The 14,917-nt window shown below is 61.4% G+C and carries 11 protein-coding genes; 1 reads left to right on the top strand and 10 read right to left on the bottom strand.

The window, feature by feature from the left end:
* On the bottom strand, nucleotides 1-1,831 hold a 1,831-nt coding region (locus tag JNL55_RS34990), incomplete at its 3' end, for a TonB-dependent receptor plug domain-containing protein (RefSeq protein ID WP_293865898.1).
* Nucleotides 1,832-2,047: 216 nt separating this feature from the next.
* Between JNL55_RS34990 and JNL55_RS34985 the strand changes: the two genes are divergently transcribed.
* The gene (locus JNL55_RS34985) at nucleotides 2,048-2,605 is read left to right on the top strand and encodes a thioredoxin family protein (RefSeq protein WP_293865895.1); all 558 of its coding nucleotides are present in this window, start codon (nucleotides 2,048-2,050) and stop codon (nucleotides 2,603-2,605) included.
* On the opposite strand, the gene JNL55_RS34980 is transcribed toward JNL55_RS34985, so the two are convergent.
* The 9 genes from JNL55_RS34980 to JNL55_RS34940 all read right to left on the bottom strand — a co-directional run bounded on the left by JNL55_RS34980 (nucleotide 2,602) and on the right by JNL55_RS34940 (nucleotide 14,792).
* Nucleotides 2,602-5,532 (bottom strand): TonB-dependent receptor, encoded by a 2,931-nt coding sequence (locus tag JNL55_RS34980; protein ID WP_293865892.1) that lies wholly within the window; start codon nucleotides 5,530-5,532, stop codon nucleotides 2,602-2,604. The two genes, JNL55_RS34985 and JNL55_RS34980, sit on opposite strands and share 4 nt — an antisense overlap.
* 86 nt (nucleotides 5,533-5,618) lie before the next feature.
* Complete coding sequence (locus JNL55_RS34975; RefSeq protein ID WP_293865889.1) at nucleotides 5,619-6,713, bottom strand: FecR family protein; 1,095 nt, start codon at nucleotides 6,711-6,713, stop codon at nucleotides 5,619-5,621.
* Complete coding sequence (locus tag JNL55_RS34970; RefSeq protein WP_293865887.1) at nucleotides 6,710-7,246, bottom strand: RNA polymerase sigma factor; 537 nt, start codon at nucleotides 7,244-7,246, stop codon at nucleotides 6,710-6,712. The genes JNL55_RS34975 and JNL55_RS34970 overlap by 4 nt, the downstream gene beginning before the upstream one ends.
* 134 nt (nucleotides 7,247-7,380) lie before the next feature.
* Nucleotides 7,381-9,069: an AMP-binding protein gene (locus JNL55_RS34965; RefSeq protein ID WP_293865885.1), complete on the bottom strand. Its 1,689-nt coding sequence runs from the start codon at nucleotides 9,067-9,069 to the stop codon at nucleotides 7,381-7,383.
* A gap of 5 nt (nucleotides 9,070-9,074) precedes the next feature.
* Nucleotides 9,075-11,270, bottom strand: coding sequence for a TonB-dependent receptor (locus JNL55_RS34960; RefSeq protein WP_293865883.1), 2,196 nt, complete (start codon nucleotides 11,268-11,270; stop codon nucleotides 9,075-9,077).
* A 205-nt stretch (nucleotides 11,271-11,475) separates the two neighbouring features.
* The gene (locus JNL55_RS34955) at nucleotides 11,476-12,570 is read right to left on the bottom strand and encodes a LuxR C-terminal-related transcriptional regulator (RefSeq protein WP_293865881.1); all 1,095 of its coding nucleotides are present in this window, start codon (nucleotides 12,568-12,570) and stop codon (nucleotides 11,476-11,478) included.
* 71 nt (nucleotides 12,571-12,641) lie between these two features.
* Nucleotides 12,642-13,184 (bottom strand): VOC family protein, encoded by a 543-nt coding sequence (locus tag JNL55_RS34950; protein WP_293865879.1) that lies wholly within the window; start codon nucleotides 13,182-13,184, stop codon nucleotides 12,642-12,644.
* Nucleotides 13,185-13,208: 24 nt separating this feature from the next.
* Complete coding sequence (locus JNL55_RS34945) at nucleotides 13,209-13,994, bottom strand: SDR family NAD(P)-dependent oxidoreductase (protein WP_293865876.1); 786 nt, start codon at nucleotides 13,992-13,994, stop codon at nucleotides 13,209-13,211.
* Between the two features lie 12 nt (nucleotides 13,995-14,006).
* Nucleotides 14,007-14,792: an SDR family NAD(P)-dependent oxidoreductase gene (locus tag JNL55_RS34940; RefSeq protein WP_293865873.1), complete on the bottom strand. Its 786-nt coding sequence runs from the start codon at nucleotides 14,790-14,792 to the stop codon at nucleotides 14,007-14,009.
* Nucleotides 14,793-14,917 lie beyond the last annotated feature (125 nt).

The following is a 14,917-nucleotide window of genomic DNA, read 5'->3' as shown; positions in this document are numbered from 1 at the left end:
CGTCGATATCGATCTGATAAACGTCCGCGGTCAACGAAGCATGGCTCGCCGGTGTCCACACGAAGCCAGTGGAGAAGTTCACCGATTCTTCGGGCGTCAGGCTGGTCGCACCGAGCGCACGTGCGAGTGCGCTGTCCACTCGTGCCAGACGATTGGTCGCCAACACCCCGTTGGTGATGTTCGGAATCGTGCGCGAGTACGCAGACTGACCCAGCGACGGAGCGCGATAGCCAGTGCTCGCGCTGCCACGCCAAGCGAGGCTCGGCAGCACTTCATAGCGCAACGCCAAGCGACCGTTGGTCGTGGAGCCGAAGTCGGAGTAATGCTCGCTGCGACCGGACAGCGTCACTCTGAGCTTATCGGTGAGTTCGTTCTCGAACTCCAAGTACGCGCCTTGCACATCGCGGCTCAGTCGATTGGCATCGTCCGGCGAGAAACCGCCGAAGCCTTGCGACGCCGGGGTCGCGACACGGCCCGCGTTCGGACCATCGAGAATCGGCACGCCGCCGTTGGCCCATGAACCGTAGTCGCCTTCGAACACTTCATACGATTCGTGACGATAGGTCGCACCCGCGGCCACCTTCAGCGGTGCCGGCAGCACCGGCACATTGAACGAGCGGGTCCAGTCCAGGTTGACGCTGCTCTGGATATTGAGCAGATCGCCGGTATCGAAGCTGGTGCCGCTGGCCGTGCCGAGGCTCGCATTGTTGGTGTTCCACACCACGCTCTCGACTCGGTTACGGCCGTAGGTGGCGCTCAAATCGAAATCGCCAAGCGACTCATTGCCAGCCTTCGCACCGACCGTCGCGGACAGATCCTGAGACTTGATATCGAGGAACGGCTGAAAACCGTTGGGGAACAGCGCACGAACCGTTTGATCGGAGTTGGGCTGACGCAAGTTGCCGAAGCCATGATCTTCGCGCCAACCATACGAGCCGAAGCCGTACACCGTGGCCCAACCGACCGTGCTCTCAGCATTGACGAACAAGTTGTAGCGCTTCGACGCGCCGCTGCCGTAGAACCAATCGCGGTTATCGAAAGTCGACTCGCGTGAGTCGCCCGCGAAATACATCTGGCGCGTGTCGAGCGTCGACAGACGGGTCGCATCGATATCCCACGCATCGAACGAAACAGTGACGAAGCCGTCGCCCGGCAAGGTCGTGCCGAGGCTGCCACCGACCGAGGATGTGTCGCCGTCACCGCTGGTGTTCTTGGCGAACTGCGCCGACAGATCGCCGCCTTCCGCGCTCTGCTTGAGCACGATGTTGACGACGCCCGCCACCGCATCCGAACCATACTGAGCCGAAGCGCCATCGAGCAGCACTTCGACGCGTTCGATGGCATTCAGAGGAATGCTGTTCAAATCGACGGTCTGTGCACCCTTGGTCACGCCAGTGGATGCATTGAGCTGCGCCGACGCGTGACGACGCTTGCCGTTGACGAGCACCAATGTTTGGTCAGCCGCGAGACCGCGCAACGCGACGCCTTTCACGAAGCTGGCTGCGTTGCTCGACGCTGCAGAGGTCGGAAAGCTGAAAGACGGCACGGTGGACTGCAGCGCTTCGCTGAGAGTGCGAGCGCCAGTCTCGGCAAGATCGGCACCGCTGACGACTTGCACCGGCGCGGAGCTGTTGAGCACCGTCGCTTCACCGCTGCGCGAGCCGATCACGACCACCGTATCTACTTCGGAGGACAGCGGCGATTCGCCATCGCCCGTCGACTGTGCTTGCGCGTCGCCGATCATGAGCGCCGCGCCGTGGAATGCGAGCAACGCCGAGATGACCGACTTTAGAGTGGCGCTGCCAGGAATTCGCGAATCTTGCTGAGACATTTGCACAACCATTCAATACCAACCGGCGGCGATGGTAACGATCACATACCGGGGTATCGATAGCTGCGCCGCTTTCTGACAGGGAAAGGTCAGGTTGTGACCGGTGCGTAACTGGTCTACAACCGGTTCTGAACGATTTTTGTGCCGTGTCGCGCAAACAACGGAAAATCACGCCGTACTACGCTACTGCCCAACCGCACTCATGGAGGTCTCGCTATGCCTGCCGCTGAATCCACGATGCTCGAGCTCGGTACCCCGGCACCGCGTTTTCGCTTGGCCGACTTCGACGGCAAGATCACCGGCCTCGATGACTTGCACGATGCACGTGGTTTAGTGATCGCGTTCATTTGCAATCACTGCCCGTTCGTCAAACACATCCGTAACGAGTTCGCTCGATTCGCCAGCGAGTACCAAGCCAAGGGCATCGCCGTGGTGGCAGTGAATTCGAATGACATTCAGGCGTATCCCGAGGACGGCCCGAAAGGCATGGCGGAAGAAGCCCGCAGCGCTGGCTACACGTTTCCGTATCTACTCGATGACACTCAGGAAGTGGCCAAGGCGTATCAGGCCGCCTGCACGCCGGATTTGTTTTTATTCGACTCGGCGCGGCAGCTGGTTTATCGCGGCCAGTTCGATGACAGCCGCCCCGGTAAAGGAGCGGCCACTGGTGCGGACTTGCGCGCCGCCTGCGATGCTTTGCTCAGCGGCGCGCAAGTGTCGAAGCAGCAGAAGCCGAGCATCGGCTGCAACATCAAGTGGAAGCCCGGGCGTTAGAAGCCCGCGTTCAACGACACGTAAAAGAACCGGCCGCGGATGTCATGTTGACCGCGGTCGTAGTCGTTCCAGGCCAGGATGAACGGCGGCAACTCGTCGGTGACGTTCTCGACGCCGACCGAAATCGCCGAGCGACGCAGGCCTGGAATGAACTCGCCCAGATCCATCGACAACGATAAATCCACCGTCGTCACCGAATCCACCTGCGAGACTGGACGATCCACACCCTCGATCGGCGGATCATCGTAGTTGCTGACGAAGTTCACATCCAACCCGGCTTCGAACGGCGCGAGCTTCCAGGTCACTCCGCTGGTCGCACGAATGCGCGGCAACGAAGCGAACAAGTATGAGAAGCGATCGGCCGCCGACACGAAGCCGCGCCCGTCCAGCACGTCCGCTTCGAACGTCAGCAAATACGACGTTGCCAGATTGAACGACAGCGTCGAACCGCCTTCCAGATCCATGTCGTAACGAGTCTGGAAATCCAGGCCCGACAGCTTGCGCTTGGCAACGTTGGTGAGCTGCGCGATGATCAGTATGTCTTCACCGCCGCGACCGATATTCTCTTCGCGAATCACTTCGCCAGGAATATCGCCGTTGATCACCGCCTGCGCATCCGGCGCGATGATCACGTCCTGCTGGTCGATGCGATAGTAGTCCAACGACATGAACAGGCCGTCCACCGCCTCAGGCGTGAACAGCACGCCAGCGCTGAATGTCTTGGCATTCTCGGGCTTCAGATCCGGATTGCCGCCACTGATCGCCACCACTTCGGTGCGCACCCCGGTGAGCGGGTCGATCACGGTGATGTCCGACTGGTCCTCGTTCGGAATCAGGTCGTTCAAGTACGGCGCACGGAACGAGGTGTTGTACGAAGCTCGGAAGCCCAGTGAAGGACTCAGCGACCACTTCAACGACACCAGCGGATCGAACGTGTCGCCGAAGTCGCTGTAGTCCTCGTAGCGACCCGCGATGCCGAGTTCCAACGACTCCAGCAGCGGGATGCGCACTTCGCCGAACACCGACGTCACCTCACGGGTCAGGATGTACTCCGACTGGGTCGAGCTGTCGTAGATATCGCCGATCCGGAACAATGCATCCGGCTTGGAATGCACGCGTTCGTTACGCGACGCGACACCGAAGGCCACGCCGACATCGCCCGCCGGCAGCGAGAACAAACTGCCGCCGACGCGAGCATCGAACTCATACATATTGGCGTCGAACAAATCATAGGCAGTCAGCAGCACACCCTGCAGTTGCTCGGCCGAGTTGGCGCGATTGCCGAAGGGATTCAGCGCCGTCGCGTCGGTGCGTGCAATTGCTTCGAGCACGCCGCGACGAGAGTAGTTGTTCTCGGACATCTGCTCCTGCGACTCTTGCGTGAGGCTGGCGCCGACGTTCAGCGTGAGCCGGTCGGTCAACGTATGTTCCAACCGCAGGCTGCCGTTCAGCGAATCGAGCGTGGAGTCGAACAGCGAGCCACGGCCGTTATCGAGACCGCGATACCGAGCGACCACATCCACGCCGAACGGGTTGTAGTAGTTCTCAGCCGGCACCTCGACATCGAATGTCGTCGCACCGCCGATGTAACGCACCTCGGAGCGATCCAGCAGCACGTCCGCCGACACCTTGGTGCTGTCGTTCAAGCGCGTCTCGCCGGAGAACACGAACGAAATATTCTTGGACGGCGACAACGCATAGTTGCCGAACAAAGGCCGGTCGTGACCGTCGCGTTCGAAATCGTACGGGCGGAAGTCGGCCGGATTCATGGACGTGGAGCCCACCGGCACGATGTCGGTGTTGATGATGACTTCCGACTCGTCGGGCAGAATGATGGGCGCCGGCAAGTTGTAGCTGCTGCGATCGTCCAAACCGCCCAGCGGTCGCTTGTCGTTGGAGCGAGTTACCGCACGCTTAGTCGCGCGCAGGCCGCTGCTCTCACGATAGTTCATCAGAGCGAAGTAGCTGCTGTCCTCGCCACGACCACCGAGATGCACGGAGTATTCTTTCTCGTCGTAGCCGCCAGACGATTGGCCGTAACGAGTCGCCACGCCAAGCCCATCAGCCGAAGTCTTCAGCACGATGTTGACCACGCCCGCGACCGCATCGGAACCGTACACGGCGCTCGCGCCCGCCTTCAGCACTTCGATGCGTTCCACCGCTTCCATCGGAATCGCACCGACGTTTGCCGGGCCGTTGATGCCAACGCGACGACCGTTGATGAGTGTCAGCGTGTATTGAGAACCGAGACCGCGCAGGTTCAACGTCGTGCGAACACTGCCGTCGCCCATGCCGCTCGGTGCACCGGAGAACGCCGGTTCGTTACGCAGGAACTCACCAATGGTGCGAGTGCCGGAAGACTCGATCTCTTGTTGTGAGATCAGTTGGATGGGCAACGCGCCGCTCTCCACTTCCTGCACCGAGATTTTCAACGACGAGCCGACGACTACGATTTCTTCCAGATCGCCCGCCGAAGCTTCGGCCCGAGCACTAGGTTGCGGGCTCACTTGCGGCGCGGTCGCCGGAGCGGCAGCGGCGCTGTTAGAAATGTCAGCCTGAGCCAGACGCAGCATGCGCGGCCCGGCGGTTGCACCCACCGTCTGGCGACCCGCACGCTCGCGAATCACCACGGTTTGGGAATTGATGAATCGATATTCGAGTCGAGTGCCGTTGAGCAGAGCACCGAGCGCTTCGGCCGGTGACTTCGCACCGCGCGTGCCGAGCGTTTGAATTCCTTCGGCGAGCTGCGACTCGTAGCCCACTTGCAATCCCGACTGTTCGGAGAACGACTGCAGCGCCGAGGACAGCGACTGCGGCTCTATGGTGATGGTCGTGACGGAAGCCACGGAAGACTGCGCATGAGTCGCGCCAGCTGCAAGAAACAATGCCAGCACCACTGCGTGGCGCACGCTCTTAGTCGATCTCATTGCATCCCCTTCATTTGGTTTTATGCAGGCGTCACCGCCTCCCTGTACCTGAAGAGTGCAAAGCGCCGAGATCGACCACCGATATTTCATTCGGCCGGCAACAGCAGGATGTCATGCTCCTGCGGCTGCGAGCGAGCCAGGCCCGCAGCTTCTAAAAACATGGCAAAAGAGTTTGGGTCGTTGGCATAAAAGGCGCCGCTGATGCGCACCTCGTGCAATGCCGGGTCGCGAATGGTCAACGGCATCGGATTATAAAGATTGAACTCCGCGACCACTTCGTCGAGCGGCCGGGAAGCAAACACCAAACGTCGTTCGCGCCACGCGGTGTTGAGATTGGCATCCACGGCGGCAACGTCGATGACACCCGGCCCTGCCAACTTAGCGCTTTCCCCGGCAGCCACCGGCGTCCAGCTGGTCGAGCCTGAGGCAGTGCGAACTTCAGCACCCGCAGTTGGCGGTGTCGCCGCTGCAGCCACTTTCACGCGACCTTCGAGCACTGTGACAGTCGTATCGTCCTCACGATGACGAACGTTGAACCGAGTGCCCACTGCTTGGATTACGCTGTCGGCAGTGAGCACGCGAAACGGACGGTGCGGATTCTTCGCCACATCGAACAACGCTTCGCCCGATTGCAGTTGGATATCGCGATACTCGGGCGAGTACTTCACTTCGAGCCTGGATACCGCGTTCAATGTCACGACAGAGCCGTCCGCGAGCGTGAACGACTTCTGCTCGCCGACCGCGGTCGAATAGATCAACGGCGCAGCGCCCGGACGCAGCCAGGTCACACCGATGAATACCGCAAGCAGCACGCTGGCCGCGAGCCCGAACCACAGCCAAGGACGTCGCGGCGAGCGCGCCGGATCGGCATCAAGTGCCGCTTCGATCGTCGCTTCACGGGGCGACAATGCAGACCGCAAGACAATGACATTGATATCCGCAGGTTCGCTCGCGAGACGAATCAACTCATCCACACTGCGCGGCTCGGGCAAATCGCCGATATCGGATTGCAGCGCCGTCAGTGCCAGGTATTCATGCACGTGTTCGGGCGAGGCCGTCAGCCAGGCAGCGAACGCTTCGCGAGTTCTGACATCGACTTCGGAGTCCTGCAGCCGGGCAAACCAATCCGCCGCTTCTTCGACGATTCGATTGCGATAGTCATTGGGCAACATGTCGTTCATCGCGCACCTGCCTGGTGGCGAGCCGTTCCCTGCACGGCGCGCAAGCGCTTCCGGCAGTGGGCCATTCCTTGCGCCAAACATTTTTGAATCATGGATTTGGACAGCCCCAGCCGTTCGCCGATTTCGCGCTGGCTGAGCCCTTCCTGACAAAACAACAACACGATGGCCTGATGCCGGGGTGGCAGCTCGGCCAGAATGCCAGCGACAGTTTCGCCTAGTGCCGCCCGCTCGGCCGCCAGTTCCGGCGGATCCTGGGGATCCTCCAGGGCTTGGAGGGTGCTCTCGTCCGCCCAGCGCTCGGCCGGCAGGGACTTGCTGCTGCGTTCGAAGACCAGGTTGCGAGCCACTCTATACAGATAGGCCTGCGGGTCCTCGACCAGGTCGGCGCGTTGGACTCGCAACAGCCGGAGGAACGACTCCTGCGCCAATTCCTGGGCGTCGTCGTCGTTGGCAAGCCGCCGGCGCAAAAACTGGTAAAGCCGGCGCCGGTGCTTGTCGAGCACCTCGATGAAGGCTGGCGGAGTCTGGAGCATACGGTCGGTCGGCAACGGGCCGGATCGGGCCTCCCAAGAGTAAAGAGTGGCCCGCGACCTAATCGACCACTACTTTTTTTGGGGCGGCCCCGACAGTACCGCATTCCTGGACAGTTGCGGGCGCTTGCGCGCGCTTAGGAGCGCTGCGGGCCGAAATCCTGCTCCCAGAACTCTTGCTCAGCCCGCTCCCCGCTCGCGCGCAGAGCCTGCTCCAGGGTCCGCAGCTCGCCGCGGCGGATCTTCCCGGAAATGGTTTTGGGCAGCGCTGCGAACTGCAGGCGGCGGATGCGCTTATAGGGTGAAACGCGAGCCCGCACGTGTTCGAAGATCGACCGGGCCGTGTCCGCATCGGCCGTGGCCGTGGCACTGAGTACCACAAACGCTTTCGGCACCGACAACCGAGTCGGATCCGGGCTCGGCACCACCGCCGCCTCGGCCACCGCCGGATGCTCGATCAACACGCTCTCCAGCTCGAACGGGCTGATCCGATAGTCGGACGATTTGAAAACATCGTCCATGCGACCGACGTAAGTCAGATAGCCGGCCGAGTCACGGCTCGCGACATCGCCGGTGTGGTAGTAACCGTCTCGCATGACCGCGTCGGTGCGCTCGGCATCGTCGAGGTATCCCTGCATCAGCCCCACCGCACGATCGGACAGATCGATACAAATCTCGCCTTCATCGCCGCTCTTGCCGTCGGCGTCGATGAGCTCGATGCGATAGCCAGGCAGCGGCAGGCCCATGGAACCGGGCGTGAGCGGCAACCCTGGCGGATTGCCGATCTGCGCCGTGGTTTCGGTCTGGCCAAAGCCATCACGAATGGTGACGCCCCAGGCATTCCTGACGGCCGCAATCACTTCCGGATTCAATGGCTCACCGGCACTCACAGCCTCGCGCAACGCCGGCCGCCAGTTCTTCAGATCTTGTTGAATCAACATGCGCCAAACCGTGGGCGGCGCGCAGAACACCGTCACGCCACAGCGTTCGATTACATCTAACAGCGCGCGAGCATCGAAGCGGTCGTACTGATACGCGAGCACCGTGGCCTGAGCGTTCCATGGCGAGAAGAAGCACGACCACGCGTGCTTCGCCCAACCTGGCGAACTCAAGTTCAAATGCACGTCGTCCGGCTGCAAGCCCAGCCAATACATGGTCGAGAGATGACCGATGGGATAGCTAGTATGCGTGTGGGCGACGAGCTTGGGTTTGGCCGTCGTGCCCGAGGTGAAATACAACAACAGCAGATCGTCAGCACGAGTCGACGCGGCGTTGATCTGTGTCGCTGCTGAGAACGTGGCGTCGTAGTTGAGCCATCCCGGCACTTCAGCACCAACGACGATTCGTACCGCCGCCGCGCCGAGCTGGGTAAATCGATCCGCAAGATTCGAATGCGTGATGACGGCCTTGACCCGACCGCGCTCGATTCGATCTTCGAGATCGGCGCCATCCAGCAGCGTGGTTGCAGGAATCATCACCGCGCCCAGCTTGATCACCGCCAGCATGGTTTCCCACAGCGGCACCACATTGCCCAACATGACGAGCACGCGGTCACCCTGCCCCACGCCTTGCGCCGCTAGAAAATTCGCGACTTGGTTACAGCGCAGGCGGAGTGCGTCGTACGAGTACTCGACGTCGCGTCCTGCATCGTCCACGACTCGCAGCGCTGCCTGAGTGTTGCCGTTGGCGATGGGCTCGAAGTAGTCGGCAACCCAATTGAAGTGAGTGGCCGTCGGTCGCTTGAAGCCGCGACACGCAGCCGCCAGATCGCCTCTGGCGGCTAACAACGCATCGCGTGCGGCAATGAACTCTTGCAGTGGTGACATGAATCTCAGAACTGAATACGAGTCTGCACACCATACCAACGCGGTTCGCCGTAGGTCGTGTAGGTGCCACCGAGCGGTGCACCCGACACGTCGAACGCGAAGGTCTCACGCTCTTCGTCCAACAGATTGTTCGCAAACACGGCAATCGACAACCGATCGTCCAGCAAGGACAGCGTCACGCGAGCATTCACCAGCCAGCTGGCTGGAATCTTGGTCACCGGCGCATTGGTCAGCTGAGCGTAGAAGTCGTCACTGTAGCTCGCGGTCAAGTTCACATTCAAGCCGCCGAAGCGCAGATGAGTATCTTTGCTGGCGGACAGATTGGCGGTGTAACGCGGCGACTGCGGCGCTTCACGGCTGACGCGTCGGGTGCCGATGGGCACATCATCCACTGTCGTGCGCAGGTACGCGCCACCGACAGCGAACAAGTAACCATCGCCTGCGCTGAGCGACAACTCAGCATCGGCACCATACATCGAGGCGGTGGTGTTGAACAGCGTGAAATTGAAGCCGCGCTGGTCGAAGGCCTGATAGTCGTCGTAGTCGTAATAGAACACCGCACCGTTGAGCCGCGCGCGATTGTTCATGAACTGAAACTTCTCGCCGATCTCATACGCCAACAAGCTCTCGCCCTTGAAGCGGAACTGTGACAGCGGCGCCTGGCCGACGAAGCCGGCGTTGTAGTTGAAGGCTTTGTAGCCCAGGCTCACGCTGGAATACAGCAACAGATCGTCGGTCGCCGACCAGTCCAGCTGCACGCGCCCGGACGTTCCGGTTTCCGCATGCTTGTCGCGAGTGGTGCCGTTGGCTGCCAATGTGCCAGGCTGAATGAATGCCGAGCACAGCGGACCGGTACAAACTTCGGTGTAGTTATATTTCTTTTCGTCGCGGGTCACACGCACGCCGGTCGTCAATCGCAACGAATCGGAGATGTCATATTCGCTTTGCGCGAAGGCCGAGGCCGAACGCGTGTCCATGCTGTAGCTAGCACGCGGATAGGTACCGAACGCCGGCAGATTGAAGCCCTGGAAATAATCGCCGTCGATGGCCAGGTAGTACAGGCCTGCCGTCCAGCGGAAGCCGCCTTCGCCTTGGATCAACCGCAATTCTTGTGTGAAGTGCGAGGCATCGGCGTTTTGCTGGAAGATGCCGATGGGGAACGGCGAGAAGTCGTTGTCGGAATCGTAAGTGCTATCCAGTTTTTGATAGCTGGTGATGCTGGCGAGCGTGATGCGGTCGAAGTCATATTCGAGCTTCGCGCCGGTCGACCAAGTGCGTCGTTCCATCTGGCCTTGATAATCGATGGCACCGGTGTACGGATCGCCGTCAGCATCGACATAACCGAAGCCGGTCGGCGACCCCGGCGGCAGTCGAACGCCCAAGCCGTCCGCGTCCGGTGTGGCGCCGGTGATCATGCTCGCGCCGGTGTTGATGGGCCGAATTTCGTAGTAGTCGGCGAACAGTGAGATATCCAGTTTATCGGACGGTTCGATCTTCACTTGCACGCGACCTGCGACGGTATCGTCGTTGGCGTAGTCAGGCCCGATGGCATTCTTGAAATAACCATCGTTGCGGTTGTAGAGCACCGCGGCTCGCGCCGAGACGGTGTCGCTCAGCGGCCCGCCGACGGCGCCTTCGAAACCCAGTTGATCGAAGCTGCCGACCGTGAGTTCAGCAAAGCCGTCGAGCGTCTGGCTCGGCTGGCGAGTAATCACATGTAACAAACCGCCGGTCGCATTACGGCCGAACAGTGTGCCTTGCGGGCCTTTCAGGATTTCGACGCGCTCGACGTCGAACAAGCGCTGCACGCTGCTGGCGTTCGAGGGTTGATACACCTCATCGATGTAATACGCGTTGGCGGGTTCGATGTGGCCGGCGAAGTCGTTCTGCGACACGCCGCGAATCGACAGCAGGCCGGCAACGGGCGAGCCACCCGGATCGGTGAACTGCAGGCCCGGCGCCAGCAAGGCCAGATCGGTCGAGTCACGCACGCCACGGTTGACCAGGTCCTGAGCGCTGAACGCACTCAGCGTGATGCCCACATCCTGAAGATTGGCGCTGCTACGAGTGGCAGTGACGACGATTTCGGTGAGCCCGCCGACCTCTTCAGGCGCCGCGCTGGACTGCGCCAAGGCCACGACCGGAACGATAGAAGCAAGGCCGCAGGCAACACGCACAGCGGTAGACGTGCGATTGGACATGATTCCCCCGTAATGAGCGCCACTCGGATGCGGCGTCTGTTCGGGGAGCACAATGCCAGACACATCTGGCCGTCCACATGACGTGAACCACTCAGATCCAAAACGACTGATCGGACATCCTGTCACGACAGTCGTGGCTCCGAGAAAAAAGCGTGGTTTTTTCTCTGCGCCCGCCGCCGATGGCGGCGAGGCACATCCCTATACCTTATTGCAGGCGCAGGAGCTTCGATACCAGCTGGGTGCGGCTGGAGACGTCGGCCTTCACGTAAACGGAGCGCAGATGATTCTCGACTGTGCGCAGGGCGATGCGCAGTTCGGTGGCGATACTGGCGTTGCACAGGCCGGCGGCGACCAGGCGGGCGATCTCACTTTCCCGGTCGGTCAAAGCGAACATCCGCGTAGTGGCATTCAACAAGCGCGCTGTCAGCGGCTCGCTGGTCATCAACAAATACCGTTCGCGACCGCCATGACTGCGCAACCGAGAAACACAAAGCTCCAACGGCCGGCCATTGCTAGCGGTCGTGAGCACATTGCGGCCATCGCCATCGCCGGACAACTCACCGGAAATCAGCAATCGTCGCACTTCGCCGAGCAACGCCGCGGCGCCCGTCGGGCTCACATCGAGATCCGCCAGCCCGCGAGCATTCGCATTCTCGATCGCCAAGTCGTGATCCAGAATCACATAACCCACGCCACCGCTCGTGCTCAACGCACTCAGTACGTCATGCGACAATCGCTCGGCGTCCTGATAAGCCAGCAATCTCAGCACCGAACTAATCGCCGGTGCCAGCCGCTCGAACACACGCACTTCATGCGGCTGAAACGGCCGATCATCGACACAGCGATGAAAGCCGATACACATGAGCTGCGAGCCGGACGCAATCGGACAAGGCACGATCAACGCCATCACATGTCCGATGTTGTAGCGATACAGGAACGCGTCTCGATACGCATGATCGTGCAAATCGACCGAGCTGGCCGACAGCCCCGACACCAGCTGAATGGGCGCCTGCGGGTGATGCAGCCAATGCAGGCCCGAGCGCACCACCGGATCGAAGCGGAAATAATGATCCAGGTAGACCTCGGCGGCCTCCGGCGTGTCGCCGGCGTACGAGTAATTGGCCGCGTAGCAATCCGCCCGAGGCGCCCCGGCAAACCTGAAATACACCCCGCTGGTCGCCGCAATATTGGCGGCAACCGGACGCAACAGCTGTGCGTCCACGCTGCTGTGATCGGTGCAGGCAAGAATCGTCGCAAAGGCTGACTCAATCGAGCCGTCAGCCACATCCACGCTGTGCATGGAGCCCCCGTTTGCGCAAAGTGCTCGTTATCGAGCGACCTACTGCAAACTACACCAGGCGCCCGGGTGACTCAACCGAGGCGGCGGATCGGGTCCCGGCCGTCCCAGCGGTCGCCGGCCACCCGGATCATGGTGAACAGCTCGTGCACCGGCGCAGTCATTTCGATGATCTCGATCATGCCCTGCAGGTCGCGACGCGAGTCGACATAGGCTGCCTGCGCGCCCACCGCGACCTGGGCGTCCAGCACCTTGTCATAACCACGGGCCACATAATCGGCCACGGTGCGCTGATAGTCGGCCGGCGCGACGCCGACGGCATAGTGATGAAAGCCCCAGCCGCGTTCGCGTTGCACTTCCCGGTAGACGCTCGGCTGCTCATCCCGCTGCTGAATCAACTCGTACATCATGCCGCCGGACATGCCCAAGCACAGCGACAGCTTGGCCTGCGACGGCATGCCGCGATACTCGAGCCGCTCGAAGCCGAAGTTCTCGAAGTAAAACCACGGGCCGATGCCGAGCGCCTGCGTAAAGCGCGGCATGGCCTCCTCGATGTTCTCGACCACATACGCCATTTGAATGACCCCGGCCGGTGCCAGCGGGGAAGTCGGGTTCATTTGCTTTGCTCTGAATCGGGTTGCTCAGTGAGCCAGCACGTAGCCGCCATCACAGGCGATGGCCTGGCCGGTGACGTAACGGGCCTCATCGGAAGCGAGGAACAGCACCAGGTTCGCCACATCTCGCGGCTCCTGCAGCTCGCCCATGGGAATGCCAGCCACGAATGCAGCGGTGAACTGCTCGACCGACACACCCGATTGGCCTGCCAGACGCTGGAATAACGCATCGAGCATGGGCGTGCGCGCCTGGCCCGGATGCACGGAGTTGCAACGAATGCGATGGCCGGACGTTGCACAATGCAGCGCCACTGACTGAGTGAGGTGTTGCACAGACGCCTTGGCGGCACCGTACGCAGTCAAAAACGGCGTCGGCACCAATGACGCAATCGAAGAAACATTCACGATCGAGCCGCCGCCAGAATCTGCCATCAGCGTGATCGCGTGCTTACAGGCCAGGAACACCCCGGCGCTGTTCACGGCGAAGATTTTGTTCCAGTCGGTGAGCGGTGCTCCTTGCGGATCCTTGGGTGCGGCGGGATCGCCTTCGATACCGGCGTTGTTCACCAGGATGTGTAATGCCCCGTGCGTGTCGCGGATCGATTTGATCGTGTCGATCCAACCTTGCTCGGACGAGACATCTTGAACGATGGCGTGTGCGCCGAGCTGTTTCGCAGCTGTGTTCAACGTGGTCGCGTTGAGGTCGGACATCAGCACTGTCGCGCCCTCTTCTTTCAGACGCTGTGCGCACGCGAAACCGATGCCTTGCGCGGCGCCGGTCACTAAAGCCACGCGACCTTCGACTCTACTCATACTTCACTCCAATCATTCGAAATGCGTAGACGGTGGGCCGGCGAGCTGTGCGCCGTCCGCGATCAAAGACGATCCATTGACCATCGCTGCATCGTCGGAGGCCGCGAACAGGATGGTGCGTGCGATATCGTTCGGCGTTGCCACTCGTCCGGTCGGCACCTGCCGCGCCATGCGGGCCAGGAGTTCTGACCGACTGCCTAGCGCCGCCGCGACCGGATCGAGCATTTCAGTGTCGACATAGGTTGGGTGCACACTGACGCAACGAATCGGATAGCCGCGTTGGGCGCAGTGTAAAGCCACTGACTTACTAAGAATGGTGACGCCGCCTTTGGAGGCGCAGTAGCCCGCGATGTCGGCGATGCCGACCAATCCGCCGACCGAGGAAACATTGACGATGGCGCCACTGCCGCCGGTGCGCTTGATCGTGCGCACGCCGTGTTTGCAGCCGAGCATGGTGCCGGTGAGATTGACGGCGAGCATCGCATTCCAGTCGGCGAGTTCGACGTCTTCGATACTGCCGCCGCGACCGATGCCGGCGATGTTGCAGACGATGTCGAGTTTGCCGAATTGGTGGGTCGCCCGGAGCATGGCCTGCTCCCACTGCGGCTCGCTGGCAACATCGAGCGCTACGGCTAACGCGTTCGCGCCGATCTGCTCGACTGTGCGCTCGGCGCCGGCAGCGGAAATGTCGGCCGCCACGACCCGTGCGCCTTCGTTGGCGAACAGCACAGCTGTCGCGCGCCCAATGCCGGACGCGGCACCGGTGATGAATGCCGTTTTACCTTCGAGCCTAGCCATGATCCCCCCGATCTGCGCCCGCAGGCTGCAACCCGGGGGCCGGGAGCGGCAATAGCGTATTTCACTCAGCCCCAGTGGGGCTGAGTGGTTCTCGTCATGTCGCCGCCGGCGGCGGGCTCCTAGCA

Source organism: Steroidobacter sp. (assembly GCF_016790065.1).
Classification (GTDB): domain Bacteria; phylum Pseudomonadota; class Gammaproteobacteria; order Steroidobacterales; family Steroidobacteraceae; genus Steroidobacter.
Note: the sequence above shows the minus strand (reverse complement) of the source record. Positions and strands in the feature narration are given on the sequence as shown.